The organism is Desulfofarcimen acetoxidans DSM 771, from assembly GCF_000024205.1.
In the GTDB taxonomy this organism is placed as follows: domain Bacteria; phylum Bacillota; class Desulfotomaculia; order Desulfotomaculales; family Desulfofarciminaceae; genus Desulfofarcimen; species Desulfofarcimen acetoxidans.
In genome coordinates, this window is sequence record NC_013216.1 from 1,650,193 (window position 1) to 1,676,193 (window position 26,001).

Consider the following 26,001-nt stretch of genomic DNA (forward strand, 5'->3'; position numbering starts at 1 on the left):
CACATAAAACAATGCCGAAAATGTATAAAAATGGTTAATAAGCCAACCTACCAATATGTTGTTTAAATTCAAAAATCGAACTCTGCCTCTTTATTCTTCAATAAACTGTATTAATTCTTTAGTGAATCTTTCACGCTGGTCATAGAACAGGAAATGTCCACATGATTCAAAGGGTACAAGCTTAGAATTTTTAATACTATTATTCTGTGAAATAGCTAAAGGGAATAGGCATACTTGGTCATTAATACCGTGCAAAATCAGCGTTCGAACTTTAATTGTTTTCAGGTCGTTAAATAAACCTTCTTCACCTAGCCATGTGTTTGCAATAGCTGCAGTAGACCAGCCGGCTGCCTGCAGACCTAATTGAAAAATCCAATCCGACAGTGGTTTGCTAACATAATTATGGAAGATCATATTTCCAAAATCTCTTAATGTTTTGGGCCGATCGTTATATACACCTTGGATAATGTTAATCACATCATCTTTTTTTATGCCATATGGGAAATATGGACGTTGGATAAGACTCGGTGCAGCTGCAGCAAAAAGAGCAAGCTTCGATACTCCGTAACCATTGTGTCTGGCCATGTACCGGACACAAATAGCTCCACCCGTTGAATGTCCACCGAGTGTGAAATCCTGTAATTTAAGTGCGCCGACCACACTACGGATATCATCAGATAAACGGTTATAATCGTAGCCGTGCCAGGGTTTGTCTGATAAGCCGAATCCCCTGCAGTCCATGCCGATGCACCTGTACCCCATTTTAGGTAATTGGTCAAGTTGGTACTCAAATAAATTATGGTTTCCTGGCCACCCGTGAATTAGCAGGATTGTCTTGTGACCTGTCGGGTTAAGGTCTTCTACATAAATATTTACACCGGGTTCTACACCAATATAATACCCCATGATGATTTCTCCCAATAAAGTATTTGTTAATATATTATTTAATTAGGATTATTTTGGTGATTATCTTTGCGATTTTTTTAAAGAGAAAGTAAATTTAAAGCCGTACCGGAACCTAAGAATAGATTTTACTCTTGCTGGTAGGTGATGAACAACGATTGATGGCAGCAATCAACATATACTGTTCAACAGTAGCTAAGTGGAAAAGGATGTGGGGTTGCACAGGCAACTCTTAGTTGGTTCGTTACCTCCTTAAAAAGTAAAACCCTGTATGCTTATTGGCTTACGGGGTTTTGTTGTTACTTTTCTTATAATGGAATTCTTTGGGGGAAGATGCCATCTGTGTTGCTCTATTAAATCTGCTTAATAGTAATCATAAGCATAACTAATTATAGGCATAAAAAATTTAGATCAATAAAGTGCAAGGATTATTCCCTTTTGTGTCGAATCCTAACAAAGAATTTTAAAGGAGAAAAGATAAAACGTGCACGGTTTGACTGCCTTGGCGGATAATACCTTTTTATCTGGACCAGCAAACCACCGGAAGGTGAGAGTCAACTTGTTTTCCCAAGACATAATGCTAATAGACCATACATACATGATGTGTTGAAGAATTGGGGGATATTGCGTGAAACACATTCGGAATCAAGTAATTATTATATTTTTAATCATTATTTTACTGCCTTTGACAGCATCCGGATTTTTATCGTATTTTAAATCCAAGCAAATTGTGGAAGATCAATTAAGGGAAGACAACTTAAAACTGATCAAAGAAGTTAACCATAAATATATAGAAGAATATCTAAACAAATTAGAATATGGTGTAGAGGTATTGGCCAATCGTATTGATGTAAATCTTTTTGTTTCGGATCCGGAATATAAAGAAAAGCTCTTTAATGATTGGCAGGTGTACAGGGAGGCAAATCCCGATGTTGATTATATTTATTTAGGAACAGAAGACAATGAGTTATGGGTTAATCCTCGTTATAATAAACCGGAAGGATATAAATGTATCGAGCGGCCCTGGTATATAACAGCTATTAACAATAATGGCCAAGTAGCCTGGACTGATACCTACCGGGAAGCAAGTACCGGTGAATTACATATATCCATCGTTAAAAAGCTAAATACCTCCGGCGATGTACCCACCTGTGCTCTTTCAATGGATATAAGTTTGGATGAAATATCAGACGTGGTTTATGATCTTGCCTTGGGTAAAAATGTAGAAGTTTTTATATTAAACAACAATGGCAAAGTGCTGGCACATTCGGACAGAAATAAAAACTATGAGGGATTTGCTGATAATGATTGGGTGCGGGAGTTATTGAAACAGCAGGAAGGTGCCTATCTGCGTAATTTTGATGATGGCAAAAAATACGTTTGCTACACAACTATCAAAAATACGGGCTGGAAACTGCTTGCTTTGATCCCCAGGGGGCATTTGGAAGCTAAAATAGCACCAATCAGAAGCCTAACCATTGAGATTGGCCTGGTAGCGGCACTGCTGGCAGTATTCCTGGGTCTTGCTTTGTCCAACAGGCAGTTGATTAATCCAATATTACAACTTATAGGTTATGCTGATGCCATTCGCAAAGGAAACCTTGATCATAGTCTGGAGGTGAATGGTTCCACTGAGTTTCAAAATCTCTCCACATCTATCAATGAAATGCGGTTATCTATACGTGAGAAAATAACTAAACTAAAAGACTCAGAAGAAAAACTCAGGCAAAGTGAAGAAAAGCTTAGACAATTGGCTGAGAACCTGGATGAACTCTTCTGGTTAAGAACTCACAGGGAAATGCTTTACGTGAGTCCAGCCTTCGAGAAACTATTTGGTAAGAAATGCACTAGTTTTTTGGAGAACCCGGACACTTTTCTTGAATTTGTTCACCCTGATGACAGGGGTAAGGCAATTAGCATTTTCTCTGGATCTATAGGAAAGCAAGAGGACATTTTTGATGGTGCATACAATGATGAGTTTCGAATTGTAAGCCCTGATGGAGAAATTTGCTGGATATGGGCCAAAACTGTTCCAGTAAAAGATGCCGACGGAGAGGTTGTTAGAATTGCGGGGGTAGCCAGTGACGTTACCGTGCGAAAAAAATTGGAACAAGCTTTAACAGAAGCCAAAGAAGAGGCGGAGTATTCCGCTCGGGTTAAAAGTGAATTTTTGGCTAACATGAGCCACGAAATCCGGACCCCGATGAATGGCATTATCGGCTTTTGCCATTTGCTAATGCAAACGCAGCTCAATTCAAAACAGCTGAACTACCTTACCAAGATCAGAAGCCAGTCTCAGCATTTACTGGGGATTATCAATGATATTCTGGATTTTTCCAAGTTGGAAGCTGGTAAAATGTCTGTTGAGCATGTGGATTTTAATCTGGAAGAAGTAATTGCCGATTTATTTTATTTATTAGAAAATCAGGCCAGCCAGAAGGGTTTAGAGCTATTGGCAAATGTTCAAAAGGGAGTACCGGCACACCTCAAGGGAGATCCGCTGCGCTTGAAGCAGGTGCTGGTAAATTTGGCCAATAATGCTATTAAGTTTTCCGATCAAGGGAACATATTTTTGCGGGTTGAAAAAATTGACCAGAGTGACAGCGATAGTGACCAGGTAATCATCAGTTTTTCCGTGGAGGACAATGGAATTGGTTTAACTGAGGAACAAATGCAGCGTCTTTTTAATTCTTTTTCTCAGGCAGATAGCTCAACAACACGTAAGTACGGTGGAACCGGTTTAGGTTTGGCTATTTCCAAATACCTGGTTGAACTCATGGGGGGCGAAATAAGCGTAAGCAGCGAATATGGGGTTGGCAGCACCTTTTCATTCAGTCTTCCCTTTGGCATATTGGCCAGCGGTATACAAACAAATCAAAGAGATAATATTGATTTAAAAGGAAGCCGGGTATTGATAGTGGATGATAATGAAGCTTCCCAGGAAATACTGGCTTCTTATTTGGTTGACTTGAATTTTGACGTGACCGTGCTTAGTTCTGGGCAAGAGGCGATAGATCTGCTTGTTAAAGAAGGGGAGGCATTTGATATTCTTGTTATAGACTGGAAAATGCCGGGCTTGGACGGAGTAGAAACGATTCGTTTGATCAAAGAAAAAATGAAACTAGAAAAAATACCCATTATCATCATGGCTTCGGCTTATGATCTGGATGAGTTAAGAAATGTTTTTAGCGAACTGGGAATCAAAGCGTTTCTAAACAAGCCACATACTCCGTCGCAGTTGATGGATGCCATAACAATGGCCTATGTTGAATCCGATAGTTATTACCGGCCACAGGATTTAAAAGAAAATAGCCTATTTACAGGTAAATTGGAGGGTAATCATATTTTGTTGGTGGAAGATAACCTAATCAATCAAATGGTTGCCGTTGAAATCCTTGAATCTGTCGGCATTTCGGTGGATGTGGCTGAAAACGGCAGAGAAGCCGTGGAAAAAGTTCGGGCCGGAAATTATGACCTGGTGCTGATGGACTTACAAATGCCGGTTATGGATGGTATGGAAGCCACCAGAATACTGCGTGATGAACCCCTTTACCGGGATTTGCCGATTATCGCTCTTACAGCCCATGCGATAAGTGGTTTTCGTGAACAGTGTATCGGGTTGGGCATGAATGATTTTATATCCAAACCATTTTTACCAGAGGATATGCTTCTTATCCTGAGTAAGTGTTTAACTTCAAGGACTAAAGAATCTGACAGGATTATTCCTGAAAAGACCCCGGGTAGTGAAAAAATGTCCGGGGTCGGGAAAAACGAAATTAGCCTGGAGAAGCTGGGACAATTAAAGGGAATTAATTGCAGAAGGGCATTGGAGAGTTTAATGGGTAATAGTAAGCAGCTGGTTAAGTTGCTGCTGGAGTTTTGCCGGTCCTTCCAAGATGCACCGGCGCAAATTAAAAATGACTTTACAGCCGGAAACAAAGATTCAGCGTGCATCATGGTTCATTCTATTAAGGGTGTTGCCGGTAATCTGGGTGCTATGAGGTTGTATACGGCGGCGTCTGAATTGGAAAAAATCATTCGTCAGAATACTGCTGACCTTGGGGGAGCAGAGTATAGTGAATTTTATGCAGCAATGGAAGTGGTTTTGGGGAATTATTTGTATTTACTGGAATTAAGCCAGTCCAATGCGGAATTTAAAAAAGATGTTCTGGTCGAGCAAGATAATTTTTCGGAACAGACGTCATCGGTGATGCTTGAGGAATTGCACAGCAGCATGCTGCAATTACGGGAAATGATTAGAGAGAATAGTTTTGGTGCCGGGGATTTTGCACAGAATCATTTAACCGGTAATACTGTTTTAAACCAAGAAATACTTGGTGATTTGCTTCATGCTATCGAAGAATTCGATTATGACCGGGCTTTACTTTTACTCGATAGTATAGAGTCGGAATTTAATAAGATTGTGGAGTGAGAAAAAATGAACAAGGTTCTTATTGTTGATGATGTACCTGTCAGCATCAAAGTGCTGGGCGAGTTATTAAAGGAACATTACGAAATACTGGTGGCTACTAGTGGCAGCAGGGCTATTGAGGTGGCATTGAAAAACCAACCGGATTTAATACTTATGGATGTTGTCATGCCGGGTATGGATGGATTAGAAACTTGCAGGCGGCTAAAAGAAAATACGCTGACAGCAGAAATACCGGTTATTTTTCTTACCGCTATGTCTGAAAGCTCTGATGTAATAAAAGGTTTTGAAGTTGGCGGTCAGGACTATGTTGTGAAACCTTTTAATAAAATAGAGGTCATTGCCCGGGTAAAAAACCATATGGAGTTGAGAAAATCAAAAGAAAAGATTAAACAATATGCCTTGGAATTAGAACGAAAAAATGAAGAATTGCAACAGTTATTACAAAAAGTTGAACAAATAGCGATAACGGACTTCCTAACGGGAATAACCAACAGGCGTTTTGCCATTGACAGAATGAATGAAGAATTATCAAGAATTAATCGTGGTGAAGATGGTTTTTCCCTTTTAATGATAGATATTGACAACTTTAAGGACATAAATGATTCTCATGGACATGAATGTGGGGACTATATTTTAAAAGATGTAGTGAATTTAATCAAGTCTGTTTTGCGAAATTATGACATGATGGCTCGGTGGGGCGGAGAAGAATTTTTAGTCATGTTACCGAGTACAGAAATAAACGATGCAAAAATAGTAGCCGAAAAAATCATTTCTAATGTCAGAACTCAAATCTTTACTTATAAAGGTAATTCATTTCATGTAACCATTACCGCCGGAGTGGCCCAACATCAAGCCGGAGATGACTTGGATAGCATTATTAAAAGAGCGGATGAAGCAATGTACCATGGAAAAAAAAGCGGCAAAAACTGTGTAAAAAACTCCTGTCATTAACATCTGAGAATGGTCAAAACACATTATAAATTCTCAAAATGTAGCAGGGTTCCCAGGTGAAATCCGGGTTAAATGTGGTAAGTGAACCAGCGCCTACAGCTTGTGAAAATATTAAAAGTGAACTAAGCGATATCCTTACACAATACAACAATTAAATGCCCGTTATTGATAAAAAAATTATTGCTTTTAGCCTTGCTTTTTGGTATAATGCCAATAAAGATACGCAGTAGTATCTATTCTTGAGGCGATGAAGCTCCAGCAACTGTTAGTTGATGGGGTTTTTTGTTTTAAATTAAGTAGTTCTTTTGAATGAAGTGTAAGAAAAGTATTTACCCTGGAAGAATATAATATATACATCTTTTGCTAAAGGTAAAAATTGTAGTGGTTGTGTCGTCTTGAGGAATAGCCTAAAACAGTTAATTATAGAATATAGCAGAGGTTCCAGGGGAGTAATAATTAACTTAATATTTTTAAACAATGATGTTTTGCGAGCTAAGGCGCTCTGTGGAAAGAAGATACTTCTCCCAGGGCGTTTTTTATTTTATGCTGACTTCATTTTTTGCCGACCCTAAAAGTCTATAGAATTAAAATGTTTTACTGATTTGTCCTAACATATTATTGCAAATTTTAAAAAACATGGTGAGAAAAATGGCAAAGTTAATAACAAATTTAAAACGATATCGCATACAGGCAAATCTATCCCAGGATGAATTAGCTAGACTGGTAGGTGTTAGGCGAGAGACAATAGTACGTCTAGAAGCCAGAAGATATAATCCTTCTCTTAAGTTGGCTTATGATATTGCAAGAATATTTAATGCATCCATAGAAGAAATATTTACTTTCACTGATAATTGGTAATAAATTTTATTTTTCTATAACAATTTTACTCATAGATTACATGTGAATTCCAAAATAATACAACGGGAGATGGAGGGTGAGTTTAGCAAATAGGGTAGGGAATGAAAGAATATAAAAAAAAGGCCAATTGGCCTTAATTTTATTTTAGCAAGAATGTTTTTAAACGAGAGTTGCAGAATATTCTGGTTGACTCTTGGCATCCTTGTATTTATAGAAGTAATAATCATTTACATAAGGGATCTGTTTTTTATGCAACAATATATTCGTCTTTGTCATTATATGGGAGTTCCTTTTTGCTCAAAAAGGCAATTACTGTACCAGTTATTTTCCCACAAATGAATGCTATACAAACAGTAACAACTATTGCCGATAATTGAGTTCCAGCTTTCCCAGTTATAAATATTGCTGCCGCACCGCCTAGTAGTCCGGGCATTCCATGTAAATTGTTAATTCCACATGTATCGGTTCCTCTTATAAGTTTTTCAAGTTGGGGTGCTATAGTAGTATAACCAATTACACTTAATGCCCCCGCAGCGATTCCAATTAGCATTGCGTAACCTGGAGTCGTCATGTCACAAGTTGAACCTATCGCAACACCACCTGCAAGTGCAGCATTTGCAATATCTGCAATTTCAATTTTGCCCCTAATTATTTTCGTAAAAATATACGTTGCTAAAGTTGCACCGCATAAAGCAAAAATCGTGTTTATTGCAGTTAATACAACTCTTTCAGGAGCTACAATTGCACTTGTAAATGATGGCCAAAAGAGCCACAAAACCATACTACCCAGCATGCAAAATAAATTCGAGTTTATATTGCTTTCACATACAGCATCACCTTTAAATTTAGATAAGGTATTCGTAATTACTCCCAACCCAAAATATGCACCAAAAGCATGGATTATTATTGAGCCACCAGTATCAAGAAATCCCTTAAACATACCACTATCAAGTATCAGCCATTCATTAAGTATATAAGCCGGTACAAATAATATGCCCATTATAATATATTGATCCATTTTCAAACGTCCAAGTGGAGCACCAATCGCAATAAGTAAACCTGCAGCAGCAAACTCTGCACAGAGAAGTGTATCTATGCTTATTGTGGGTTTACTAAAACCTTCTCCTCCAAAACTTTTTATTATCGTGTACATAGGTATGGCTACACTTACAACAAGTAAGGTTGCTGTGAGTGAACTATACCCATGATGTCTTACAAAAACCATAAGAAATCCGAAACCTACAAGCAGCATGGCCAGGATATGAATAGAACGCTCATATTTTAGCGTATCAAAAATTGTACTGTACTGTATAGAGTCTTGATTCACTTGACCGCCTTGAGAATTAATTGCTGATATGCCTGTTGATACATTATGATTTATACTAGGTATCAACACTAATGCAGCACCAATAAAAAGCAGCATTAGTAATATTAATAGACCTTTATTAACCGTAGTTTTAGCTTCATATCGAACATCTCTTGCTCGAGTTTCTTTTATTGTAGATAATTTAGCCATTTTTTCCCCCGCTATTTTGTTAATTTTAAAAGTATAGTTTTAGAACGACTATACTATTATTAATCCCATTAAATTAACGCAAAATATCCAAAGTGTGTCGGCGATGTCACACCTTGGATAGAATGATAATGCGACATCTTTGTCACACTAGTTAATATTAATCTTTTCTCTGATATAAGAAAAGTATGATTTATGACCTTAATTGAGCAAAATAGTTTAAATTTTTTCAATTTATAAAATGTACTATGATTTTCTTAGATCGTAGGAAAATATTTTCTACATGGGTCGAATTCCTAAAAGGATATGTCTATGCCACCAAAAGTCGTTAACAGGACGGGGTGACACAGGAGGTGACACAATGAACCTCCCCCAGTTTGTGCCTATGCTTTTGAATATTATTCTTGACAGGTCAAAAAATTAAGAATTATAATATTGGTAATAACTTGATATTATTTTAGGTTTCAGGTGTTCTTTACAAAGGAAGAATAGGGAACCGGGTGCAATTCCCGGACGGACCCGCCACTGTGAAGGGGAGCCAGTGCCATAAACCACTCCGTTATGGGGGAAGGGGCATTAAAGGTGATGAACCTAAGTCAGGAGACCTGCCTGAAATTATTCTATGCTGCCTCGAGTATAAGGTTAGCTTAGGTGAGGACTTGGAAATCCACGCCATTTTTTTGGCGTGGATTTTTTTGTTTATATATCTTCAGAAAATGAGGAGATATTCAAAGGAAAATTAGGTTAACTTCCAAAGGAGAGGATGATATGAAGGCTGCATTGCTGGAAGGGATTAATAAGCTGCGGATAACGAATGTACCAACACCAAAATGTAAGCAGGGGGAGGTGTTAATTAAGGTTGGGGTCTGTGGTATGTGTAGAACTGATATGAAGGCCTATATGTATGGCCAGCGGGATTTACGTTTACCTAGAATAATAGGTCATGAAATAGCCGGTACTGTTGTTGAAATGGGTGAAGGCGTAACTCAAGTTAAATTAGGAGACCGGGTTCAGGTGGCTCCTGGTTTACCTTGTGGGAGCTGCAGTTATTGTCTTCAAGGATTGCATCATATGTGTGATTATGTGCAAATAATGGGCTTTCATTACGATGGTGGTTTTGCAGAGTATGTGTTAGTTCCTAACAATGGCGTAAGCTGCGGAGTGCTAAACAAAATTCCCGAAGAATTGTCTTTTCAAGAAGCTGCTATTACAGAGCCATTGGCATGCAGCATTAATATGCAGGAAAGTTTACAGGTTGGTCTTGGTGATATTGTAATTATCTTTGGCGCAGGACCACTGGGTATTCTAAATGCAAAATTGGCTGTTGCCCGAGGTGCAAATAAAGTAATTCTTATAGAAATTAATGAAAACAGGTTAGCTATCGCTAAAAATAGAGAATTTCACTATTGTGTAAATCCTTTACAAACTAATTCTATTAAAGAAGTTATGGAAGTTACCGGTGGAAGGGGAGCAGATGTCGTTATTCCGTGCTGTCCGGACCCTGATGTTGTCGGTACAGGTCTGGCCATGCTAAGTAAAAGAGGCCGATTTGGTTTTTTTAGTGGATTAATGATGAATTTCGGTTCCATAAAAGTAGATTTTAATCTTATTCACTATAAAGAACTCAGGGTTTACGGGGCTTATGGTTGTTCTTCACTGCACAACAGAACTGCCGTGGAAATGCTGGTAACAGAAAAGGTGAAGGTTAAAGATATGATCACCCGGTGTATCCAGTTGGAAGAAGTTATATCCGGTATAAAAATGATTGCTGATATGAAGGAAATGAAAATTGTTATAAATTTTGAATAATGGAGGATTTAATATGCTTATTGAGCAAGCTAAAGAATTTGGTCATATTATTACTAAGTTAATAAATAAAGAAGATTTATCCCGGCATGAAGCAAAAGAAGCATTTTCTCAAATACTGTTAAACCAGCAATCTGAAATGCAGCAGGGTGCTTTTTTAGCTGCATTAACATCAAAAAGAGAAACGGTTGAGGAAATTGCCGGGTGCTGGGAAGCTATCTATGAGTTAGATACCGTTAAAGTTATTCCTGATGTTCCTGAACCGCTGGTTGATAATTGTGGTACCGGGATGGATACAATAAAAACTTTTAATATAAGTACGGCAGCTTCTATTATAGCTGCGGCTGCCGGAATCAGGATGGCCAAGCATGGGGCAAGGGCGATAACCTCAGTGTGTGGAACAATAGATATTTTAGAAAAACTGGGTGTGGATGTAGAATGCAGTCCACAGATTGTAAAAAAGAGTATCGAAAAAGCCGGCATAGGTATTTTTAATGGAATGAGCCCCAAAGTACATCCTCAGGCTTTAGGAAGGGTGCTTTCACAAATTTCTTTTGGTACAATATTAAACATTTCAGGCTCTTTATCCAATCCCGCTTTACCTCGCTATGGTGTACGAGGGGTTTATTCAAAAGAACTCGTAAAACCTGTTGCACAAGTTATGCGTGAGATAGGTTATAAGAAAGCTGTTGTTGTACATGGATTGGCTGAAGATGAGGTTAAAGGGATGGACGAAGCCTCCACGTTGGGTCATACAATTATTGCTGAGCTTAGGGAAAACGGTGAAATAATTATGTATTCATTTGCTCCTGAGGATATAGGGATTAAACGTAGTGAAATGCATTTACTGGCTCCTTCAGAAAATAGAGAAGAGGAAGTTTTACGCTTTCTTGCTGTATTAAAGGGAGAGGAAGAAGGTGCCCGGTCTGATATTGTTTGTCTTAATGCAGCATTAATTTTGTATTTAGTAAACTGTAATAATAGCTTAGAAGAATGCTACCGTAAAGCAAAAGAAATTATTTTTTCCGGGGAGGCTATTAAAAAATTATATGATTGGGTAGCTGAACAAAATAACGAACCGGAAATAGGTTTAGAAAGGCTTAACACTTTATTGAAGAAATAATTCGATGACTTTGTCTCTGGAGAATTGATCCTCAATCTATACAAAATCTCATAAAAAGCATTTGTATAGAAAATGAAAAGATTTACAGCTTGAAGGATTATAACTTTTTTGCCATATTTTAAAAAAGAATAATTTCTGGAGTACTACCAAAATCCCCTCTTAAAATTCGCATAACTTAATAGATGGAGATACAGGGCCAAGCCTAGTTCTCCAAACAAAAAAATAAAGGTGGTATTCCTATGAAACTTGTTAAAAAAATTAAATGGATTTCTGCTGTAACAATTCTTGCTGTAGGTATTCCTACAGTAGGATTAGTCTTTGCAGCCCCAACAGAACACATAAATACACCTAAATTGGCAACTGTAACCTCACAAAATTCTGCCAGTAGTGTGGCAGCTCAAAACCTGACTCAAAACAGCGACTTAAACAATAAAAAGGCGCTACTGGGTTCACAGATTAAAACAGTACCTGTTGCCAATAGTACTACTACAAGTTATAAGCACGACAATAGTCATACCAGCTACAGTAACGCAAGTATTGCCAAAGGTACCTTACAGACCACTACACCGACCCCGCAGATAAAAAAATCCATATCAACCTATAACGCCTCAGGTCATAGCTATCATAATGGACACACAAGCTCGAACGATTATATGGGGCAAAACTATGGCCATGAAAGTGAGCATGGTTGGGGAGGTCACGAGTAAGAATACTATCGGTATCGTGGAAAACAGCCAGAAGGAATTTTTTCTTCCCGGCTGTTTCCTATTTAATGTTTAATTTATGATATTTTAAACTACTAAAACCGTTTTTGTTTAAGAGATCCTTATTAAATGCATGTTATGATTTCCCAACAACAAAGGATGGATTTTGCGATGTTTGTGTAATCTAACTATGCTATAATGAACTGGTCTCAACTCTTAGCGGGAACATTTAATACTTAACCCCAGATAAAATGGTATTGCTCATTCGAAGAATTTGATGAGCGGAGTGATTGTTTTGTTGCAGCATAACTTAGAAGAAACCTTGAAGTTGGCTAAAAAGGGGGATCTAGGCAAACGCGAGGAATTGATTCGAAACCACAAAAATTTTATAGCAAAAGTTAGTTCTAAGATATGTAACAGGTACTTAATCTGGAACAACGATGATGAATTAAGCATTGCATTTCTTGCGTTTAATGAAGCTATAGATAACTTTAAGCCAAGTGAAGGAACTGCGTTTCATAGTTTTGCCCAGAGGATAATAAGGAACCGGCTAATAGATTATTTTCGTAAAGAATCTAAACACATGCATATATCCCTATCACCAATGGACTCTTCAGATGAAGAACTGCGCCGGTATGATGAAGAATATTCCTATGAGCAATACCAAGAGGTGGAGAAACAGGCTGTTCTAGCAGAGGTTGTTGAGAGTTATATTAAAGTGTTGTGGGAATATGGGGTAACATTAGACGATTTGGTCAAGGTTTCTCCGAGGCACAAGAATCGTAAGGAGACATTGATGATGGTTGCATTGAAATTAATAAATGAACCTTCTCTTTTGGAATACTTGAAAAAATATAAGCGTTTACCTGTAAAAGAACTGAAGCTTTTTACCGGGGTAAATCGCAGAATTTTAGATGGCGGCAGAAAATATCTGATTGCCCTTGCCTTAATCTTATCTGAACCGAGGTTTTATCCTTTGAAAAGCCTTACCGAGATACCATGTGCAAGTATTGGAGAGAAGGTGTCACGGCAATGAAAAAGGTTAAAGGTGTAGTAATGAGAACCTCTGCCAAGATAACAGTAATTTATACAACAAAAGGTGATTTTTTAGAAATTCCTACACCTAAAAGGCAGACTGTAGTGGGCCAGCTTATTGAAATAGATCTAATACCACAAAAGCCTTTCTTAAAAGCTTCTTTCTTGAAATATGCCACAGTTGCTGCAGTTCTAATTCTAGTGCTGTCATTAGGCATTTTTAACCCGCTGTTTGGACCAAGTGTGGCAGCTGCATGTGTAGCGCTTGACATCCATAATGGTGTGGAAATATATGTTAATAAAGAAGCTAAGGTCATTGAGGTTAATGATGACGGCAAGGGAAAAATCAATGTTTTAGATGGCCTGGAGCTAAAAGGGCAAGATGTATATACAGTGGTGGTGTTAATTTTAAAAAAAGCTAAAACAGAAGGAATCTTTGAAAAGGATCAGAACCTGGTGCTAGCTAGTGTAGTGCCGGTGGGTGATGGGGTACTATCAAATGTAGTTGATGAGGATAAGCTTCGCGTCAGTATTCGTAAAGAAATGCTTAACAGTAAAATATCGGGAGTTGCACTAGTCCGAAAAACGGATGAGGATATAATAAATAAGGCAAAAAACAACGACATGACTATTAATAAATACCTTGTTTATGAACGCTGTCAGAAGGGCGGATTTGATATCCGAGCCGAAGAATTCCGTGGTGAGGATATCCAGAAAGTTCTATTAAGTGCCAACACATCCTTATCAAGCTTATTCCCTGGTGCGTGTTTTGAGCTTAATTATGAGGAACACTCAGGGAGTCGGGGAGAAATTAAAAATGAGACAGATCACGCACTAACCATGAATCAAGAGCATGCCAGTGGTGGTACAAATAAAGAAGATAACAAACCGGAAAAATCAAGTTCAGGGAATCTAGAGCATTTGAATAACGGGCATAATACTTCGGAATTACAGGGAATGGAGGAAGAGCATAAGAAAAGTGAGAGTCATTTTTAGGATATCTTGTTACCCAGGATTTACATCGCGCGATTACAGTACTAATTGGTATTAACAAAATCAGCACGATTTAGGAGAGATACCAGGGAAATTAAATATTCCCTGGTTATCACCGGCAGAACCCTATAATATGGTGCTGGGGTTCTCCCCTCCTGTTACATTCTTTAAATTTCCATAAACAATCACTTCCGGTTTTTCGTATTCCTTATTTTCCATACCAATCCCCCCTTTCACTGTATTTATAAGTTACATGCTACCCATCCTCTATTATCTCATAGCATTAAAGGATTGCTGAAGAACACAAATTGACCTGTTATCTATGTCAAAGTGTGCAGAAAACGGATAGCATTCAACAATTTGAAATAAACACGTGTTATCCCAGGTATCCCCTCCAAGCATGCCCATTGCACTCAACGAGATGGCATATTTACCCTTTGTGAGAGTCAGGGGACCGATTTCTATTCTTACTTTCTTAATTTTTTTCTCAAAAAAAATTCCGTGAAATAACCCGGATGAACCCAGAGCAACAAAATCTCCGGTTTCATTGTATATTCTAAATTCTATACTGTATTTGTTTGATAAAGGCTCCCCTCCAATATCTACTAATAAAATTATTTTTTCATTATATCTAAATATGGTGGTATGCTCATTTTTTATATTTAATATTTCGACACGACTTATATAAAAATTTAATTCCTTATAATCCAAAGGGTTTCTTTCTATAATACTGGAAGATATATTTAAAAAATTTATGTGCTGTTCCTCATAATCTCTAATAACTTCATTTACAGAACCGATTTTTACTAAATGGCCATCTTTTAGCCATAAAGCGTTGTCGCATAAACTTTTAACCATATCGGTGTTATGGCTTACGAATAAAATTGTTTGCCCTTTTCTGGCAAAAGATTTTATTTTCCTAAGACATTTTTTCTGAAATGCAATATCTCCAACAGCCAGGACTTCATCAATAATCAATATATCCGGCTCAAGGTGTACCGCTACCGCAAAGGCCAGCCTTACATACATTCCACTGGAATACCTTTTAACAGGTGTGTCTATAAATTTCTCTATTTCTGCGAAATTAACAATCTCATCAAATTTATTTTTAATTTCCTGCTTACTCATGCCCAGGACGGCACCACTGAGAAAAATATTCTCTCTTCCCGTAAGTTCGGGATGAAATCCAGTGCCTACCTCCAGCAGGCAGGAAAGCCTGCCGTTAATTTCAACATAACCGCCAGTAGGATCAGTAACCCTTGACAATATTTTTAACAGTGTACTCTTGCCGGCCCCGTTGTTGCCGACAATGCCCAGTACATCACCTTTGTTTACTTCAAAGGATACATTTTTGAGAGACCAGATTATATCTTTACTGCCGTTTACCAATTCTTCACCGGTGAATTTAGTTAGTCCGCGCAGCTTAGCTAAATTTCTAACCGGTGCGCTAATACCCTGCATTATAGCCTCGCGGAATGTTTTACATTCATTTCTGTTAATCCCTATACGGTAACATTTAGATATCTTATGAACCTTAATAATGGGGTTAGCCATCTATAAATCACCTTTAAATCAGATAATATCAGCAAAAAATCGTTCCACCTGTTGAAAATAGATTAACCCGAAGATAAAAAGAATTATGCTGGTTATAGCAGAAATCAGAATCATGTGCCAGGGAAAGGGTACAGTTTTTAACAGGGCAGATCGAAACCCCTCTAATATTCCGGCCATTGGATTCAATGCGTAAATAAGCCGGTACTCTGCCGGTATCATAGATGTAGGGTAAACGATAGGGGAAGCAAACATCCATAACTGCAGCAAAAAAGGAGTAATCGTTGGAATATCCCTGTATTTTATACTTAGGGACGCAAGAAACAACCCGACACCACTCGCAGATAAAATAATCAGTAGAACCAGAAGAGGAAGGTAAAGTATCATAACAGTAGGATAAATATGAAAGTAAAACATGAGGCCAATCAAAACCAAGAAGGCAATGAAAAAGTCCATCAGGCCCGCAACTGAGGGTGCCAGCGGTATGATCAAGCGCGGGAAATAAACCCTGGATATTAATTTCACATTCCCAATAAGACTGCTGCCGGAACGTGTTACGGTACTGGCAAAATAATTCCAGGCAATCAGAGCAGAAAAATTAAAAATTGGATAAGGAACTCCATCAGAAGGCATTTTAGCGAATTTTCCCAAAAATAAGGTAAAAATAACCATTGAAAGGAATGGTTGAATAACTGCCCACAGACCGCCTAAAACAGTTTGCTTATAACGTATTTTAATCTCCTTGGCAACTAAAAAATAAAATAACTCCTTATAGTTGCATAATTCTTTTATATCTATTAGCTGCCAGCCCTTCTTAGGCTTAATTATCAAAATTGTGCTTTTTTCTTTTTTTGCAGTCTGTTTAGCAATAATTCTTCAACCCCTTTGTATAAAACATACACTGGGCGCAAAAATGGACGTTGTCGTCCAAGGATAGAAAATGTATTTCCACTAAACAATAAAACAGTTAACATATTAAACTTATGTTTTATTTTTGTAGGAAATAAAATTTGATATAAAAACAGATTTGTTTTGGGGTTCATAGAAATTAACTGCTTCTTATAAAAAGAGTATTCTCCCGGCAGCCCTTTTTCTGACCAAAATTCTTTCCAATGTCCGGCCGCCGGCCCGGAATTACCCACCATCTCATGGATCAATCTCAAAGTTATGCCAAATGCTTTCCTACTATTAGGTTTGGTTACTATGCTTCTGATATAAGACCAGTCTAACTGATCTCCTAGTTTTACAATAAACTGGCATAAATCTAAAAACCATTTTAACCCTCTGTTAAACCTGTGGTGAAGTGCAAGGTGATCCACACAATGGATAAATAGCATTTCTAAATTTAAACAATCAACTTCAATCTCACCAAAATGAACGCGCTCCGGGTTTTCAGTCCAACAGTGACGGTCTAAATCGTATTGAGATTCGATCGAAGTACCGTCCATAACTCCGTTCCAGTGAAAATCAAGATTGAGGGTGCAGACCCCGAAACTCTTAAAAAAATGCTGCTCGGAAAATAGCTTGCCAATAACCCTATCCCAATACCTTACAAAGTCTCTCCGATAAATTGTAAATCCATTAGCTAGTAAGTAGTCTTTCACACAGTAAAAGTCATCTGGGGAAATAAGAATATCTATATCAGAAACCGGTCTAATCCAGTTGTTTCCATAAAGCTTCTCCATAAGTGAAAAACCTTTAAGAAGTGTACATTTTACACCCTGCTTAGATAGTCCCTCAATTACTTTGCTGCCTTCGTTTTCGAGCAGCGTGTTCCGCAGGGCCACTTCTCCGGCTAATTCTTTCCATGCTTTTAATGTTTCCGAGGGGAGTTCTAAGGGTACTTTCTCTGAAGAAACGGCGTCATAAAATAAGGCTATTACTTGAAGCTCGTTTAATCTGTTCGTTAAACACTCCGGTTTGGAATGGGATAATAAGTATTTTAGATGTTCTAAGTTTCCGGTACCATAGTATACCTTGATAAATTCCAGAACAAACGAGTCTTCATGAGATCTGCTCATTTCCACACCCTCTTATGGTTTCGTTAAGCTTTTGTTAAATAGATTGGCTAAGACGGCAGATATTTTTCCCAACAGATTTAGTGTGCTTGCTCTTATTTTTTTTACAAATATCTGTAAAAGTTTGATCGGTGCATTTACTTTTAAAATGTGCATCCGGTGGTGCCGCTTATGATAGCGGATATAATATCGTTTCATCCACTCTCTTCGTTTCTCCTGAGAAATACAGGACAAAGTATCCTTTTTGTAGTAATTGACAATGTTTTCTTCAGTCCATTCGCTTGCTTCAAAAAAGCCGTCTCCCTTTTTTTGATATAGAAGTGTTCCCGGATGGATCTTCAATGGATGCCAGTCAAAAGTACTGGGTTTGACACGTTTTACCCACTGTATTCTTTGTTCTAAATCTTTAATTATCTCCCCTTCGAGAGCCGTTAACATGTAGGCATGTATAGATATTCCTTCATTACGACATAAAGCTATCGCCTGCTCGTTGGCATAGACTGTGGTCTGTTTATTAACGAGGTCCAATTCTCTCTGGGAAGCAGCTTCCACTCCAACTTCAACTAAAATACACCCTGCCCTTTTTAATAATTTAATCATGTCCGGCTTGAGCCTGTTGACCCTGGTTTGGATAGCCCACTTTATTTTCCCGGATAATCCGGCGGAAATAATCCTCTCACAAATTTCCCGGGACCTGTTTTCATAAATCAAAAAGTCATTATCATGAAAATAGATTCCATTTACCCGATAATCCTTTCGTACTTGTTTAATCCATTCAATTACATAATCCGGGCTGTGAAACCTCACTCCTCTTCCATAGGTCAGTGATTCAGCACAATAATCACATCTGTAGTTACAGCCCCGGGAAGTCAGCAGGGATACTGTTGAAAGGTAATGACCGCGAATCGTGTTCATAGTAGGCCTGGTGTAAAAGGGCATATCAAGTAAATCCAGAGCGGGAAGAGGCAATGTGTCCAAATTATCAATCTGTTGAGCTGGCGTATGAACAATAATGCTTTCCTCATTTTTCCACCATACTCCGGGAATTGATGCGGGATTCTCCCCCCGGGCAAGACTGTTTATGGCCGATTCACCCTCTCCCTGAACTATACCGTTAAGACCAGGTATTTTAAGAAGTGTAAGCTCAGGTAATGCACTGACATGGTGCCCCCCTGCTACCACAGGCCCGGCATAAATCCGCCGAATTAAGGAAACGCACTCCAGTGTGTCATAAATCAGGGGTGATATTGTATTTAATCCAATTAAGTCCGGTTTATAAACTTTGATATGCTCCAGCATAGCCGCATTTATTTTATCCTTGTTTCTGCCCACTACAGCCTGAATGGAAAAGCGATCAAAAATGGATACGATATGGCCTTCTTGTCTCAATACTGCGGCCATAAAGGACAACCCTAACGGCAGCCAATCAGGTCCGGGCGTTCTGTTCAGCCTGAGACAAGGGTAGATCAATAAAACCCTCATGAAAAATCCCCCTACAACTCTACGCACTCATAATTTTGCCATGACAACCCTACGAGGCCAATATCTCTCCCATGCCCCAATTGAGCCGTTTCAAAGGGATCTTCGACAAAACCTTCCAAACAAGCGTATTTTCTCTTAAGAGAATACATTGTGCGGTAAGCCTCAAAATCAACAGCCAGAGGATTTCCCCCCACAATAACAATCCCGGCTTTCTCGGTTCTCCCCTGCTCCGGCCCGCCGGTTATGAAAGCTGTTCTGCCGTCTATTATGGTTAGATCCGGCTGGAGAGCCAGGGATATTTCCGCAATTTTTTCCGACAGATGGTCGTGATGCAAGGGGTATCTCTCTAAAGGATGCATAAATCCAACTGACAGCTTTAGGCCAAAACTATAATCTGAATGCCGGTGGGTTTTTAGATTGGCTAATGAAATTATTCTGTCTGCATCAAGGGCTATTTGCGGCAAAGTTACATGCTTCAGATATATTCCCTGAATGGGTACGCGCACCCACGCTTCCTCATCAAAACAGACTATTCTTGCTTTACCTCTGAGGGCAGCTAAAACTTTCGTCTGTTCAGCCACTTTTCGTGTGGGCAGGGCACTGATTGATGAACAGTCACCTACCCAAATATCATGGATACCCTTGCTGCGAAGAAAGTCTATGAGTGCTGAGAGCATTACAGGGCAGGTCGAGGCAGGATAGGGGTCACCCGTGTTCAAGTTGATTTTGATTAAAACCCGGTGGTCGGGAGTAATTTGGCCAGCTGTTGCGTTTTCCCAGACTAAGTCAAGCTTTTTATAGACATCTCCTACATCCTCAAATACTTGAATCCGAAATACTTGCAGGTTTTCCTTATCTTCACCTGCTCTTTTTCTGGGCATGCTCGTACCTGAAACTTCAATCTTTCTCAAGACATGTGGCTGCAGCAACTTTTTTTTGATCCTTTTAAGAAGCTTAATGATATTTCTACCCCCCGACCAATTCCTCCATTAAGCACCCGAAATACTCCATATCTGTGCCAAAGTAGACATGGTAGCAATCTATATTAAGCAAAAAATCCATTATGAAATGGAATTTTTTATTTATATCAATACCGTAAATGTCCATAGTTACCGGAAAAAGCTCCTCTACAACTTTTGCGGGAGGAATCTTTTCTACCCTGCTTTTGAATTGCCCGGTTTGCTCCAAAGTCATTAAGGTATAAATTTTCGTTGATGGTATAAATTTAAGTCCCTCAGTAGCCGCAGCTTTATAATGGTACTCACCATCAATATATTGATATGGTTGTTTTTGCTGGAGCTCCGGAAAAAGATTGTGAATAGCCCCGCAGCGAAACTTAATAATATCAGTTACAGATATTCCATAAAAAGCACTGCGTTTAGCCAACATAAGCCTGTCATCTGACAGAATAGGATGCCCTCTGCGAAGCATCGCATATGCCGCCGTTGATTTCCCTTTTCTGCTATTACCAGTGAATACAATCCCTTTCCTGTTAACCTCGACACATGAGGCATGAATCCAATAAAAGCCTTCTATGGTCATTAAATTAATTAGACCCAAATATCCAAAGATGATATCGGAATAATATGGACTTATACCGCAATTCCGAAACCTTACCGCCTTGGCTATACCTTTACTGAAATCTATCCATGACCGTCCATAACCGGTAAAATTGATCCATCTCTGTTGACCACTTGTGTATCTGGCATACGGTATGTCACGGTTTAACTGAAGAATACTTTCCCCCCGCAGCTTTTCGTCACCGGGCAAAAGTATATGTTCATTTACCTCGTCCTGGCCGATTTCCAATAAAGATAATTTAATTTTTGCTTCGTCCCGTCTTTCGATAGAAGGTATCGAAAGGCAATATGACATAGATTCCATCCATAGGGGAGAGTTGAAGCAAAACTCAACACTGGTTCCATAAACATCATAGTATTTGTACAAGTAATCTGTCATAGAAAATTTTACCTTTCCAGCATAGGTGTGTATTTTCTTATCAATTCTATATCATCTTTAAAAGGTATACCGTCAATTAAAATCCAGCTGTGACCGTTAATCGATGTTCCTTCCTTACAGATACCGATTATTATATTTGTCTTGATACCGTAGCGACAGCACAAGTCATACATTACCAGGCTTCTCCTAAGACATGGTTTTGTGCTGCGAAAGACTCGTCTAAGAAAAAAATTGCACCCTCTCCACACTTTATCCAGCATTATTTCAGGATCAATGATTGAATCACGCTTTTTAGGACTGTTTTTTAATCGAGTAATTCTGTTTAAAATGTCTTGTATTGAAGCAAAACGAAGCAGTAGTGAATAATAAACAAGAAGAATAAAGAGGCCTGCCAGTAGCCCTATATCTTTCGGGAAATAATACCCCTTATTTTTCCACAATCTATGCTCCCCCTTATTCAAATAGTTTGTGTGATTATTTGAGCGAAATTAGCCCCTTATCCTCCATACTATGTACAAACTCTTCAATGTCGCGAACAAGCACATCACGTTCAACCATGTACTCCTGTAAAAGTAAATCAAGAATTTCTTCTATAGTTTTTTTTCCATCTACCTTTTCCCAAAAAGAAGAGCCTACTGAGTTAAGACCAAAATAACTGCCATCAATAGGATTTAAAAGAACAGCTTCTCCTTTTAGAAACTGCCAAATGATATCTCTATTTTTCGTAGGGACCGACTTCATAAAGTGTAATCCTCTCTTTTTTAAAATTTATTAGCTTAAAATCTTTAAATTTAATTTATTCATCACAATATAATGTGTGAGTACCAATTACAGGATATATTTCCATTGAGCTTAGGAACGAGGTTCACCACCTCAAGTAACTTAATCTGAGTTTAGACTGACAAAAGGCCCAAAAATATTGACAATATCTCAATTGACAGGAAAGAAGAGTTCCCTTTGATAATGAGGTTTCCTCGGATTTCGGTGATAATCCGGGTGGCTGGCAATACGTAGATACTTGGATGCTTTGTGATAAGCATATTCTACATAGTTGACAGAACCGAAATATTGGGTTATTCTTTATGAAGAAACGTATATTTTGTTTTACAGGTGCCAACAATTTGTTGGAGAATAGGGAACCGGGTGAGATTCCCGGATGGACCCGCCACTGTATTGGGGAGCAATTGTCATTACCACTCCTTTTGGGGGAAGGGACAAAGTTGCAATGATCCTGAGTCAGGAGACCTGCCTGTAAGAGTCCGTTGTTGGCTTCGCGAATAAGCCGGCAGTTGTGAGGATAATGGTAAAGTCCGCACCCATTTAGGATGCGGGCTTTTTGTATTTATTTTATGAAGATAGAGGTGTGGTAATATATGTAATTCATGTTTGTATTAGAATTCTTACCGAGATTCCCATTGCCATAAACAGTATAGAAGACGATAAGGTTATGGCGCGGTCTATGTCTTATTTCTTCTTAATTGGTTTATTAATTGCGGAGCGGCTGCCGGATTTTATTATTGAATGTAAAAATTGATGACTGAATTATAGGAGGAAAAATATGACATTTTTAGAGGGTGCGACAAAAGGAATTACAACAGAGCAAATAGAAGCTGCTGCAGCCGCTGAAGGGGTAGCTGCAGCATTGATCAGACAAGGAATTAATGATGGCACTATCGTGGTACCCTGCAACCCTTCGCACAAAGGACTGAAGCCTATGGCAATCGGTAAGGGGCTTCGAACAAAAGTAAGTGCCAGTATCGGGCTGGACAGCAAGGATAGCACTGTGGCTTATGAACTGGAAAAGCTGCAGACAGCTTTGACCGCCGGGACTCATGCGATCATGGATCTCAGTATTGCCGGAGATATGGATGGTGCTCGCAGGGCTATTTTGTTAGAATCGCCGGTGCCTGTAGGTACCCTGCCTCTATACCAGACGGTAGCCGAAGCCAGTCGGAAATACGGCTCTGCATTGAAAATGACACCGGAACAGATGCTCGAGGTTATAGAACGTCAAGCATCTGATGGTGTGGATTTCATGGCACTGCATTGTGCAACTACCTTTGAAACTATTGAACGTGCTAAAAATGAAGGTCGCATAGACCCTTTGGTTAGCTATGGCGGTTCACATATCATAGGCTGGATGGTTTATCATAAAAAGGAAAACCCTCTCTATGAAAACTATGACCGCATTCTGGAGATCGCGAAGAAATATAGTGTGACACTTAGCCTGGCGGATGGCATGCGCCCGGGCTGCTTGGCGGATTCCTTGGACGGAGCCCAGGTGCAGGAGCTGATCATGTTAGGCGAGTTAGTAGATCGGGCTCGTAAAGCCGGTGTGCAAATTATGATCAAAGGGCCCGGACATATGCCGCTTAATCATATTAAGGATACCATGACCTTGCAGAAAAGCCTTTGCAAGGGAGCGCCTTACTTTGTTTTCGGTCCTTTATTGACTGACCTTGCTGTCGGTTACGATCACATCAATGCAGCCATTGGCGGGGCTATCAGCAGCTGGTATGGTACTGAATTCCTATGTTACGTTACCCCTGCCGAGCATATTGGCAATCCCGATGTTTCACAGGTGCGTCAGGGCGTCATTGCCGCCCGTATTGCCGCTCAGGCCGGAGACCTGGCCAAGGGCATGCCGGAAGCGATTCAGTGGGAGCTGGATATGTCCAATGCCCGCAGAGATTTAAAATGGACGGAACAGATCAGACTGGCCATCGATCCCGAATATGCCGAATATATCCGGAAGACCAGAAATGATGGCGAGATTTCTACCTGTGCCATGTGCGGTAAGTTCTGCGCTATGAAAATAATTGCCGAACACTTACATTTTGACAAGCACAGCTGTTGATGATTTGAAAGGGGGAAGGATGACATTATGACACAGGTATTAAAGGCCCGGGCCGGAAAAATAACGGAAGAAATGGAAGCCGTTGCGCTGTATGAACAAGTCGATGTGGAATTTGTTAGAAAAGGAGTGGCAGAGGGACGCGTTGTCATTCCCAGAAATATTAACCGTAAGCCCTTCAGATATTGCGGTATCGGGGAGGGTATGCGGGTTAAGGTCAATGCTCTGATCGGCACCTCCAGCAACCGTGATGATATGGCCATGGAAGCCAGAAAATTGCAAGCAGCACAGGATGCCGGCTGCGACAGCTTCATGGACTTAAGTACCGGCTCCAACATTGATGACATGCGCAGGCAAACCTTGGACATGGCCAAGGTAGCCGTTGGCTGTACCACTATTTATCAAGCGGGACAGGAAGCCATTGAAAAATATGGCAGCGTGGTAGAAATGCGTCCCAAGGATATTCTGGACAATATCGAAAAACAGGCAGCGGAAGGTATGGATTTTATGGCGATCCACTGTGCATTTAATAATTCTGTGTTGAAAGTAATGCAAAAAACAGGTCGTGTAACCTGGGTTGTCAGTCGCGGCGGTGCATTCATCACCGGCTGGATGCTGCACAACAAAAAGGAAAATCCCCTCTTTGAGCACTATGATCGTATTCTGGAGATATTAAAAGCCTATGACGTCACTCTGAGCTTGGGCGATGCCATTCGTCCCGGCGCAACGGCAGACTCTCTGGATGGTGCTCAGATGCAGGGACTGCTGGTGCAGGGTGATCTGGCTAAACGCGCTCAGGCCGCCGGCGTTCAGGTTATGGTAGAAGGACCGGGGCATGTGCCCCTTAATCATGTAGAAGCTACCATGAAGCTCCAAAAAAGAATATGCAATAACGCGCCTTATTTTATCCTGGGTACATTGGCGACGGATGTTGCCCCGGGCTACGACAACATTACCGGTGCCATCGGAGGTGCCTTTGCCGGTTCCTGCGGTGCAGATTTCCTCTGCTACCTGACTCCGGCAGAGCATTTGGGCCTGCCTTTGGAGGAAGATGTGCGTGTCGGCGTCATCACCACCAGAATAGCGGCACAGATTGCCGATGTAGCCAGAGGTCACAAACAGGCTATTGCAAGAGAAAATGAAATGGCCAGTGCTCGTGTAGCCATGGATATTGACCGTCAGATCAAAGCGGCTCTGGCGCCGGATAAATTGATTGCCGCTAAGGAAAAGGGCTGCGGACAGCACTTGTGTGCAGCCTGCGGTAAAGACTGCGCTGTTCAGGAAGCCGCCCGTTATTTTGGTATCTCGTAGCCACTTGGCCGGAACTTTTTTCAGTAATAAGAAATGTGCAGTGGATCACTATGATTGTCCATTAAAGCCAAGCTTCATTAATTATATATCTTAATGTTTTATAGATAATTAATTTTTTGCAAAAAACAGGGGTTATTCCTTGGAACACGGAGCATTTTGCATCTTTTAAGATATGCATATTAAATAAACAGATAAAACCGAAGGCTTATCTCACCTTCGGTTTTTCTTCTTCTTTGGCTGATCCCTCCGGCATAATATCCCAAAATCTAATCTGGGTAGGTACTTGTTTACCATTGATATTTACGGTTTGCTCCTTTTTGCTGGGGGCAATTGTATTAGGTTTAATTGATGGCTGGGATGTTTTACCTGCAGCTCAGCCAAATCTCGGCAATAAAGCACCGTGATTTATTGGCATATTGGTTTTGGGAGGCCGGAGTTTCTGCATTAAGTTTAGCATCTTATCTAAGTTATTAAGTGCTTCTGTTTAGAGTAACCTGTACCTGTGGGC

General features: G+C 39.6%; 22 protein-coding genes and 2 riboswitches. Of the genes, 11 read left to right on the forward strand and 11 right to left on the reverse strand.

The window, feature by feature from the left end:
* Positions 1-90: 90 nt before the first annotated feature.
* Positions 91-906: an alpha/beta fold hydrolase gene (locus tag DTOX_RS07695; protein ID WP_015757145.1), complete on the reverse strand. Its 816-nt coding sequence runs from the start codon at positions 904-906 to the stop codon at positions 91-93.
* Between the two features lie 625 nt (positions 907-1,531).
* Here DTOX_RS07695 and DTOX_RS21385 point away from each other — a divergent pair.
* The 3 genes from DTOX_RS21385 to DTOX_RS07710 all read left to right on the forward strand — a co-directional run bounded on the left by DTOX_RS21385 (position 1,532) and on the right by DTOX_RS07710 (position 7,144).
* Positions 1,532-5,335, forward strand: coding sequence for a response regulator (locus tag DTOX_RS21385; RefSeq protein WP_015757146.1), 3,804 nt, complete (start codon positions 1,532-1,534; stop codon positions 5,333-5,335).
* A gap of 6 nt (positions 5,336-5,341) precedes the next feature.
* Positions 5,342-6,286: a diguanylate cyclase gene (locus tag DTOX_RS07705; protein ID WP_015757147.1), complete on the forward strand. Its 945-nt coding sequence runs from the start codon at positions 5,342-5,344 to the stop codon at positions 6,284-6,286.
* A gap of 648 nt (positions 6,287-6,934) precedes the next feature.
* Positions 6,935-7,144: a helix-turn-helix transcriptional regulator gene (locus DTOX_RS07710; RefSeq protein ID WP_042315553.1), complete on the forward strand. Its 210-nt coding sequence runs from the start codon at positions 6,935-6,937 to the stop codon at positions 7,142-7,144.
* A gap of 247 nt (positions 7,145-7,391) precedes the next feature.
* Here the strand turns inward: DTOX_RS07710 and DTOX_RS07715 are convergent, their stop codons facing one another.
* Positions 7,392-8,660, reverse strand: a complete 1,269-nt coding sequence (locus tag DTOX_RS07715; RefSeq protein ID WP_015757150.1) for an ammonium transporter family protein — start codon at positions 8,658-8,660, stop codon at positions 7,392-7,394.
* A 446-nt stretch (positions 8,661-9,106) separates the two neighbouring features.
* Positions 9,107-9,284: riboswitch (cobalamin riboswitch) on the forward strand.
* Positions 9,285-9,425: 141 nt separating this feature from the next.
* Here DTOX_RS07715 and DTOX_RS07725 point away from each other — a divergent pair.
* From DTOX_RS07725 to DTOX_RS07745, 5 genes are all read left to right on the forward strand, one after another.
* On the forward strand, positions 9,426-10,466 hold the full coding sequence (locus DTOX_RS07725) for a zinc-dependent dehydrogenase (protein ID WP_015757151.1): 1,041 nt from the start codon (positions 9,426-9,428) through the stop codon (positions 10,464-10,466).
* Between the two features lie 13 nt (positions 10,467-10,479).
* Complete coding sequence (gene trpD, locus DTOX_RS07730; RefSeq protein WP_015757152.1) at positions 10,480-11,586, forward strand: anthranilate phosphoribosyltransferase; 1,107 nt, start codon at positions 10,480-10,482, stop codon at positions 11,584-11,586.
* Between the two features lie 239 nt (positions 11,587-11,825).
* Positions 11,826-12,293 (forward strand): hypothetical protein, encoded by a 468-nt coding sequence (locus DTOX_RS07735; protein ID WP_015757153.1) that lies wholly within the window; start codon positions 11,826-11,828, stop codon positions 12,291-12,293.
* A gap of 292 nt (positions 12,294-12,585) precedes the next feature.
* On the forward strand, positions 12,586-13,326 hold the full coding sequence (sigI, locus tag DTOX_RS07740) for an RNA polymerase sigma-I factor (RefSeq protein ID WP_015757154.1): 741 nt from the start codon (positions 12,586-12,588) through the stop codon (positions 13,324-13,326).
* Positions 13,323-14,321 carry an anti-sigma factor domain-containing protein gene (locus DTOX_RS07745; protein WP_015757155.1) on the forward strand — a complete coding sequence of 333 codons (999 nt, stop codon included), beginning with the start codon at positions 13,323-13,325 and terminating at the stop codon, positions 14,319-14,321. The genes sigI and DTOX_RS07745 overlap by 4 nt, the downstream gene beginning before the upstream one ends.
* A gap of 123 nt (positions 14,322-14,444) precedes the next feature.
* Here the strand turns inward: DTOX_RS07745 and DTOX_RS22890 are convergent, their stop codons facing one another.
* The 9 genes from DTOX_RS22890 to DTOX_RS07785 all read right to left on the reverse strand — a co-directional run bounded on the left by DTOX_RS22890 (position 14,445) and on the right by DTOX_RS07785 (position 22,069).
* Positions 14,445-14,537 carry a lasso RiPP family leader peptide-containing protein gene (locus DTOX_RS22890; protein WP_015757156.1) on the reverse strand — a complete coding sequence of 31 codons (93 nt, stop codon included), beginning with the start codon at positions 14,535-14,537 and terminating at the stop codon, positions 14,445-14,447.
* A gap of 51 nt (positions 14,538-14,588) precedes the next feature.
* Positions 14,589-15,872, reverse strand: a complete 1,284-nt coding sequence (locus tag DTOX_RS07750; protein ID WP_015757157.1) for an ABC transporter ATP-binding protein — start codon at positions 15,870-15,872, stop codon at positions 14,589-14,591.
* Between the two features lie 18 nt (positions 15,873-15,890).
* Positions 15,891-16,700, reverse strand: coding sequence for an ABC transporter permease (locus DTOX_RS07755; RefSeq protein WP_015757158.1), 810 nt, complete (start codon positions 16,698-16,700; stop codon positions 15,891-15,893).
* Positions 16,697-17,890, reverse strand: coding sequence for a nucleotidyltransferase domain-containing protein (locus DTOX_RS07760; RefSeq protein WP_015757159.1), 1,194 nt, complete (start codon positions 17,888-17,890; stop codon positions 16,697-16,699). The genes DTOX_RS07755 and DTOX_RS07760 overlap by 4 nt, the downstream gene beginning before the upstream one ends.
* Positions 17,891-17,902: 12 nt before the next feature.
* Positions 17,903-19,369, reverse strand: a complete 1,467-nt coding sequence (locus DTOX_RS07765; protein ID WP_015757160.1) for a B12-binding domain-containing radical SAM protein — start codon at positions 19,367-19,369, stop codon at positions 17,903-17,905.
* Between the two features lie 11 nt (positions 19,370-19,380).
* The gene (locus DTOX_RS07770; protein WP_042315559.1) at positions 19,381-20,250 is read right to left on the reverse strand and encodes a DUF362 domain-containing protein; all 870 of its coding nucleotides are present in this window, start codon (positions 20,248-20,250) and stop codon (positions 19,381-19,383) included.
* Between the two features lie 85 nt (positions 20,251-20,335).
* On the reverse strand, positions 20,336-21,328 hold the full coding sequence (locus DTOX_RS07775; RefSeq protein ID WP_015757162.1) for a phosphoenolpyruvate carboxykinase (ATP): 993 nt from the start codon (positions 21,326-21,328) through the stop codon (positions 20,336-20,338).
* An 8-nt stretch (positions 21,329-21,336) separates the two neighbouring features.
* Positions 21,337-21,768 carry a lasso peptide biosynthesis B2 protein gene (locus tag DTOX_RS07780; protein WP_015757163.1) on the reverse strand — a complete coding sequence of 144 codons (432 nt, stop codon included), beginning with the start codon at positions 21,766-21,768 and terminating at the stop codon, positions 21,337-21,339.
* A 34-nt stretch (positions 21,769-21,802) separates the two neighbouring features.
* Positions 21,803-22,069, reverse strand: coding sequence for a PqqD family protein (locus DTOX_RS07785; RefSeq protein ID WP_015757164.1), 267 nt, complete (start codon positions 22,067-22,069; stop codon positions 21,803-21,805).
* Positions 22,070-22,419: 350 nt separating this feature from the next.
* Positions 22,420-22,595, forward strand: a riboswitch (cobalamin riboswitch).
* A gap of 69 nt (positions 22,596-22,664) precedes the next feature.
* Here DTOX_RS07785 and DTOX_RS07790 point away from each other — a divergent pair.
* Genes DTOX_RS07790 through bzaB form a run of 3 tightly spaced genes read left to right on the forward strand, consistent with a single transcriptional unit; the run spans position 22,665 to position 25,493 of the window.
* Entirely contained in the window at positions 22,665-22,862 is a 198-nt protein-coding gene (locus DTOX_RS07790) for a hypothetical protein (protein ID WP_015757165.1), read from the forward strand.
* 24 nt (positions 22,863-22,886) lie between these two features.
* Positions 22,887-24,185 carry a phosphomethylpyrimidine synthase ThiC gene (gene thiC, locus DTOX_RS07795; protein ID WP_015757166.1) on the forward strand — a complete coding sequence of 433 codons (1,299 nt, stop codon included), beginning with the start codon at positions 22,887-22,889 and terminating at the stop codon, positions 24,183-24,185.
* Positions 24,186-24,212: 27 nt separating this feature from the next.
* A complete protein-coding gene (bzaB, locus tag DTOX_RS07800) occupies positions 24,213-25,493 on the forward strand; it encodes a B12 lower ligand biosynthesis ThiC-like protein BzaB (RefSeq protein ID WP_015757167.1) in 1,281 nt (426 codons plus the stop codon).
* The last annotated feature ends 508 nt before the right edge of the window (positions 25,494-26,001 follow it).

Coding starts and splice junctions, on each gene's coding strand:
- bzaB (WP_015757167.1), top strand. CDS start 24,213: ATGACACAGGTATTAAAGGCCCGGGCCGGAAAAATAACGGAAGAAATG.
- DTOX_RS07705 (WP_015757147.1), top strand. CDS start 5,342: ATGAACAAGGTTCTTATTGTTGATGATGTACCTGTCAGCATCAAAGTG.
- DTOX_RS07725 (WP_015757151.1), top strand. CDS start 9,426: ATGAAGGCTGCATTGCTGGAAGGGATTAATAAGCTGCGGATAACGAAT.
- DTOX_RS07750 (WP_015757157.1), bottom strand. CDS start 15,872: ATGGCTAACCCCATTATTAAGGTTCATAAGATATCTAAATGTTACCGT.
- DTOX_RS07695 (WP_015757145.1), bottom strand. CDS start 906: ATGGGGTATTATATTGGTGTAGAACCCGGTGTAAATATTTATGTAGAA.
- DTOX_RS22890 (WP_015757156.1), bottom strand. CDS start 14,537: ATGGAAAATAAGGAATACGAAAAACCGGAAGTGATTGTTTATGGAAAT.
- DTOX_RS07715 (WP_015757150.1), bottom strand. CDS start 8,660: ATGGCTAAATTATCTACAATAAAAGAAACTCGAGCAAGAGATGTTCGA.
- DTOX_RS07745 (WP_015757155.1), top strand. CDS start 13,323: ATGAAAAAGGTTAAAGGTGTAGTAATGAGAACCTCTGCCAAGATAACA.
- DTOX_RS07735 (WP_015757153.1), top strand. CDS start 11,826: ATGAAACTTGTTAAAAAAATTAAATGGATTTCTGCTGTAACAATTCTT.
- DTOX_RS07770 (WP_042315559.1), bottom strand. CDS start 20,250: ATGCCCAGAAAAAGAGCAGGTGAAGATAAGGAAAACCTGCAAGTATTT.
- thiC (WP_015757166.1), top strand. CDS start 22,887: ATGACATTTTTAGAGGGTGCGACAAAAGGAATTACAACAGAGCAAATA.
- DTOX_RS07775 (WP_015757162.1), bottom strand. CDS start 21,328: ATGACAGATTACTTGTACAAATACTATGATGTTTATGGAACCAGTGTT.
- DTOX_RS07765 (WP_015757160.1), bottom strand. CDS start 19,369: ATGAGGGTTTTATTGATCTACCCTTGTCTCAGGCTGAACAGAACGCCC.
- DTOX_RS07710 (WP_042315553.1), top strand. CDS start 6,935: ATGGCAAAGTTAATAACAAATTTAAAACGATATCGCATACAGGCAAAT.
- trpD (WP_015757152.1), top strand. CDS start 10,480: ATGCTTATTGAGCAAGCTAAAGAATTTGGTCATATTATTACTAAGTTA.
- DTOX_RS07760 (WP_015757159.1), bottom strand. CDS start 17,890: ATGAGCAGATCTCATGAAGACTCGTTTGTTCTGGAATTTATCAAGGTA.
- DTOX_RS07785 (WP_015757164.1), bottom strand. CDS start 22,069: ATGAAGTCGGTCCCTACGAAAAATAGAGATATCATTTGGCAGTTTCTA.